Source organism: uncultured Senegalimassilia sp. (genome assembly GCF_934632265.1).
Lineage (GTDB): Bacteria > Actinomycetota > Coriobacteriia > Coriobacteriales > Eggerthellaceae > Senegalimassilia.
Genome location: NZ_CAKTYH010000135.1, coordinates 1 through 4,790, shown reverse-complemented (window position 1 = coordinate 4,790; position 4,790 = coordinate 1). Strand labels below are relative to the sequence as shown.

Genomic DNA, 4,790 nt, shown 5'->3' with positions numbered 1-4,790 from the left:
ATGTTGCGCAGCTGGCGGTCGTTCATGTCCACCACGCGCTTCCACGTGATCTTGCGGACGTCGATGCCCAGCTCGTTGCCGTTGTGGATGTGGGCGTCGAGCAGCGCAGCGAGCAGGTTGTTGGCCGCACCGATGGCGTGGAAGTCGCCGGTGAAGTGCAGGTTGATATCCTCCATGGGGATGACCTGGGCGTATCCGCCGCCGGCGGCGCCGCCCTTGATGCCGAACACGGGGCCCAGGCTGGGCTCGCGCAGCGCAACGACGGGGTTCTTGCCGCGCTTCTGCAGCGCATCGGCCAGGCCCACCGTGGTGGTGGTCTTGCCCTCGCCGGCCGGCGTGGGGTTGATGGCCGTCACGAGCACCAGCTTGCCCGGCGTGTGCTGCTCATCGCGCAGCAGGTTGTAGTCCACCTTAGCCTTCGTGGTTCCGTACTGCTCCAGGTACTTCTCGGGCACACCCGCCTTCTGCGCGATGGCGCTGATGGGTTGCGGAGTCGCTGCCTGGGCGATTTCGATGTCGGTCAACACGTCGGGGCCTCTCTCTCGTCTGGATGCGGACGCGCCCCGCCCTTTGGCGAGGCGCATGAACGTAGGTGTAATTGTAGCGGCGCGCCCTATCGGCCACGGGACAGGCGCCTGTTAAGAAACCTAGATTTCAAGGCAACGGCGAAAATGCGGCCAAATTTGTTGCAATTATGGAGAAGCTGGCGACGAAACCGCCTTGCGGGCGGCTTCCCGAGGCGCCGGAAGGCGAAGCCGGCGAGGCGCCGCGCAGGCGCAGGCGCGCCCTACTCCAGCACCTCGTCGGGACGGCCGTACAGGCCGGTGACGTCGTTGTCCATGAAGTTGTCGTACACCAGGCGAAGGCCCTCGAGCGTCAGGTCCTGGTTCACGTGCGTGATGGTGCGCGACAGCGGCGCCACGCGACGCGCCAGGCCGCCGGTAGCCACGACGGCGGCCTTGTGGCCGAGCTGCTCGAAGATGCGGCTGACCAGGCCGTCCACACGATCGGCCTCGCCGTAGACGATGCCCACCTGCATGGCCTGGGCGGTGTTGCGGCCGATGGAGGTGTGCGGGTTGACCAGCTCGATGGCGCCCAGCTTGGTGGCGTGGCTGAACAGCGCGCGGGCGCTGGTGTCCACGCCGGGCGCGATGACGCCGCCGGCGAACGTGCCGTTGCCGTCGATCACTTCCATATTAGTGGCGGTGCCGAAATCGACCACCACCACGGGCGAGCCGTACAGCATGCGCGCCGCCACGCAGTCGGCGATGCGGTCGGCGCCGATCTCGCGCGGGTTGGGATAGTCGCCGGCGTCGAACAGCCCCGCCGCGTTCTCGGCGGTGCACACCACCGCGCGCACGCCGATCATCTGCTTGGTGGCCTGGCACCATGCCTCGGTGAGCGCCGGGACCACCGACGCCAGCGCCACGCCGCTGATGTCCTCGAACGAGACGCCCTCGGAGCTGAGCAGCGGGATGAGCTTCACGCGCAGCTCGTCGCACGTGTGCAGCTTGTTCGTGGCCACGCGCCAGCGGAAGCGCAGCTTCTTGTTCTCGTACACGCCCAAAACGGTCTGGGTATTTCCCACGTCTATTGCCAGCAGCATAGCGCCGCTCCCCTCGTTCTCATGTCCCCCGTCGCCGCGTTCCGCGATGGGGCCGATTTTTCCGCGCATCAGTATAGCAGCAGGCCGCAAGACGGCCCGCGAGCACACGGGAAGCGCCCGAATCCGCCCGCCAAGCGTCTGGACCGGGCGGTTTTGCCCCGGGGAGGTAACGTGTTTTTGACGGGAAGGCCACCTACCGGGCCGATGCGGGTATAGTTGTCGCAAGAACGTGGAACGGCTGCCTTCTTGCGGCGCCGGGCGCCCGGGAGAGGCGCGCCCCGCGAGCCGCGCAAGCAGCCTTCGCAATGGAAAGAAGAGGCCCATCATGAACGAAACGCCTTCGCGCATCCTGGTCGTGGACGACGAGCCCTCCATCACGGAGTTCGTCGGATACGCCCTGAAGAAGGAGGGCTTCCAGCCCGACGTCGTGGACAATGGCGAGGACGCGCTGGCAATGGCCCAGGAAAACGACTACGACCTGTTCGTCCTGGACATCATGCTGCCAGGCATGGACGGCTACGAGCTGTGCCGCCGCCTGCGCACCAAGACGTCCGCGCCCGTGCTATTCCTCTCGGCGCGCGACACCGAGCTGGACAAGGTGGTCGGGCTCGAGATCGGCGGCGACGATTACCTGGCCAAGCCCTTCGGCGTGCGCGAGCTCATCGCCCGCGTCCGCGCGCTGCTGCGCCGCAGCCAGGGCAACGAGCTCACGGCGAACACCCACGCCATCACTGCCAGCGGCATCACGCTCGATGAGGACGCGCACACCGCCACCGGCCCGGCCGGCGACATCGACCTGACGCCCCGCGAGTTCGAGCTGATGGCGTGCCTTATGAAGAACGCCGGCAAGGTGGTCTCGCGCGAGGAGCTGCTGCGCGACGCCTGGGGCTGGGAATACCTCACGGAAACCAAGACCGTGGACACCCACATCAAGCGCCTGCGTGATAAGATCGAGCAGGCCGGTTACGACCCCGGCCTTGTGGAAACGGTTCGCGGTTACGGATATAGGTTCAAGCTATAAAACGGCTGCAGACATATTTCGCGCTCTTGGCCACGCTGCTCAGCCTGCTCGCTGCGGTGGTCACGGCCGTCGTGTGCATGCTCGTGTACGACGCCTCCATCGCGGTGCTGCTGGTCCTCATCCCCATCAGCGTGATCATCTTCTGCATCAGCCTGCTCATCGGGCATTTCCTGTCCGAGCCGCTCAGCGACCTGGCGAAGAAGATGGCGGCGTTCCGCAACGGCGCGCCCGTCACGTTCGAGCCCGACGGCCGCATGTACGAGGCCGACCTGCTGACCAGCGACTTCAAGCGCCTCGTGCAAACCACCACCCAGCAGCAGCACGACCTTGCCATCAAGGAGCGCCGCCAAAACGAGTTCATCAGCGACGTCGCGCACGAGCTGCGCACGCCGCTGACGGCCATCCGCGGCAACGCCGAGATGCTGGCCGACCCCGACCTGCCGCCGGCGCTGCACGAGAAGTTCTGCGGCATCATCGTGAACGAAAGCGAGCGCCTCAGCCGCCTGACGCACGACCTTCTTACCCTGCAGCGCATCGAAAGCTCCCCCATCCCCGAAACCATGCAGCGCGTGAACCTGCACGACCTGGCGAACAGCGTGGTCGACGCGCTGTCGCCCATCCTGCACGACCGCCAGGCGAACACGAGCGTCTCGGGCGAGGCCCCCGACGTGCTGGGCAACCCCGACAGCCTGCGCCAAGCCGTCACCAACCTGGTCGAGAACGCCAGCCGATTCATCAAGCCCGGCGGGCACATCAACGTGGAGCTGTTCGGCATGAACGGCAACTCCATCATCGCCGTGAAAGACGACGGCTGCGGCTTCGGCGACGTGGACCCCAAGCTGCTGTTCGACCGCTTCTACCGCACCGACGCCAGCCGCACGCGCGGCACGGGCGGCACGGGCCTGGGCCTTGCCATCGTGAAATCCATCGCCGAGGCGCACGACGGCACCGTCGAGGCCGTCAACCTCCCCGAGGGCGGGGCGTGCTTCATGATCGCCATCCCCTCCATCCCCGCCGACATCTCGGTGAAGAAGCCCCACGGGAAGACGAAGAACGCCTAAGGGGAAAGCCTGCGCGGGCACCAATCGTTTACTTCACCCGCGCACTGATTCCGGTGCGAGCAGGGGTCATGACGTGGGGATTCGCAGGGGCCGCAACGCGCGATGCTATACTCGAATGCAATCGACACGCATCATCTCCGAGGCGCATCGCCTCGAAAATCGAAGGAGCATCATGGGTTGCACCATCATCGGCTGCGGCAAGCAGCTGCCGGCACTGGACGTGCCGAACGAAGAGCTGACCAAGCTGGTCGACACCAGCGATGAGTGGATCTCCACGCGCACGGGCATCCTCTCGCGCCGCGTGTGCGTCGGCGAAAGCAACGTCGACCTGGCCGAAGGCGCCGCGCGCCAGGCGCTCGGCTGGGACGACGGCGGTTATTCCGAGCGCAGCATCGCCCCCGAGGACATCGACCTTGTCATCTACTCCACCATCACGCCCGACGAGGTGGTCCCCACCTGCGCCGCCGTGCTGCGCCGACGCCTGGGCCTGATCAACGCCGCGGCGTTCGACATGAACGCCGCATGCTCGGGCTTCATCTACGGCCTGACCATCGCCGAGACCATGATGGCCGCCAGCGCCCCGGGTGTTGCGGGCGCCGCAGGCCGCAACCCCATCCGCCGCGCACTGGTGGTGGGCGGCGAGCGCCTGACCCGCATCGTCGACTGGAACGACCGCAACACGTGCGTGCTGTTCGGCGACGGCGCCGGCGCCGCCGTGGTGGAATGGGACGAGCGCAAGCCCGGCATCCTTTCGTGGTACATCAAAAACGATGACGACGATTCCAACGCCCTCACCTGCCCTTCCGCCTACGACGCGCCGCAGCCGTTCACGCCCGAGGGCATCGACCCGGCCGCCCTGCAGCAGGCCGACCCCGGCACCGCCCCCATCGACGCCGAAATCGGCGCCGCGGAACGCGTTGCCGCGGGAGCGCCGCGCCAGGTGCTCTACATGAACGGCCAGAAGGTGTTCAAGTTCGCTACCAGCGTCATGCCCGCCGCCATCGACGAGGTGCTGCGCCGCGCGAACCTGACCATCGACGACGTGCAGTTCATCGTCCCGCATCAGGCGAACCTGCGCATCATCAAGTACGCCGCTAAGCGC

5 protein-coding genes are annotated in these 4,790 nt (G+C 66.7%); 3 read left to right on the top strand and 2 right to left on the bottom strand.

The genetic code is table 11. The features are described 5' to 3' along the window. Together Q0H50_RS08465 and Q0H50_RS08460 are read right to left on the bottom strand one after the other, a co-directional pair. Positions 1-527, bottom strand: a 527-nt coding sequence (locus tag Q0H50_RS08465) for a formate--tetrahydrofolate ligase (protein WP_294421396.1), incomplete at its 3' end; no start/stop codon positions are given. A gap of 260 nt (positions 528-787) precedes the next feature. Continuing rightward, entirely contained in the window at positions 788-1,606 is an 819-nt protein-coding gene (locus Q0H50_RS08460; RefSeq protein ID WP_294421394.1) for a type III pantothenate kinase, read from the bottom strand. Between the two features lie 325 nt (positions 1,607-1,931). Here Q0H50_RS08460 and Q0H50_RS08455 point away from each other — a divergent pair, with 325 nt between their 5' ends. The 3 genes from Q0H50_RS08455 to Q0H50_RS08445 all read left to right on the top strand — a co-directional run. Beyond that, the gene (locus Q0H50_RS08455) at positions 1,932-2,627 is read left to right on the top strand and encodes a response regulator transcription factor (protein ID WP_294421391.1); all 696 of its coding nucleotides are present in this window, start codon (positions 1,932-1,934) and stop codon (positions 2,625-2,627) included. A gap of 26 nt (positions 2,628-2,653) precedes the next feature. Then, the gene (locus Q0H50_RS08450; protein WP_294421389.1) at positions 2,654-3,688 is read left to right on the top strand and encodes a HAMP domain-containing sensor histidine kinase; all 1,035 of its coding nucleotides are present in this window, start codon (positions 2,654-2,656) and stop codon (positions 3,686-3,688) included. A gap of 172 nt (positions 3,689-3,860) precedes the next feature. Continuing rightward, positions 3,861-4,790: 3-oxoacyl-ACP synthase III family protein (locus tag Q0H50_RS08445; protein ID WP_294421387.1), on the top strand; the 930-nt coding region annotated here is incomplete at its 3' end.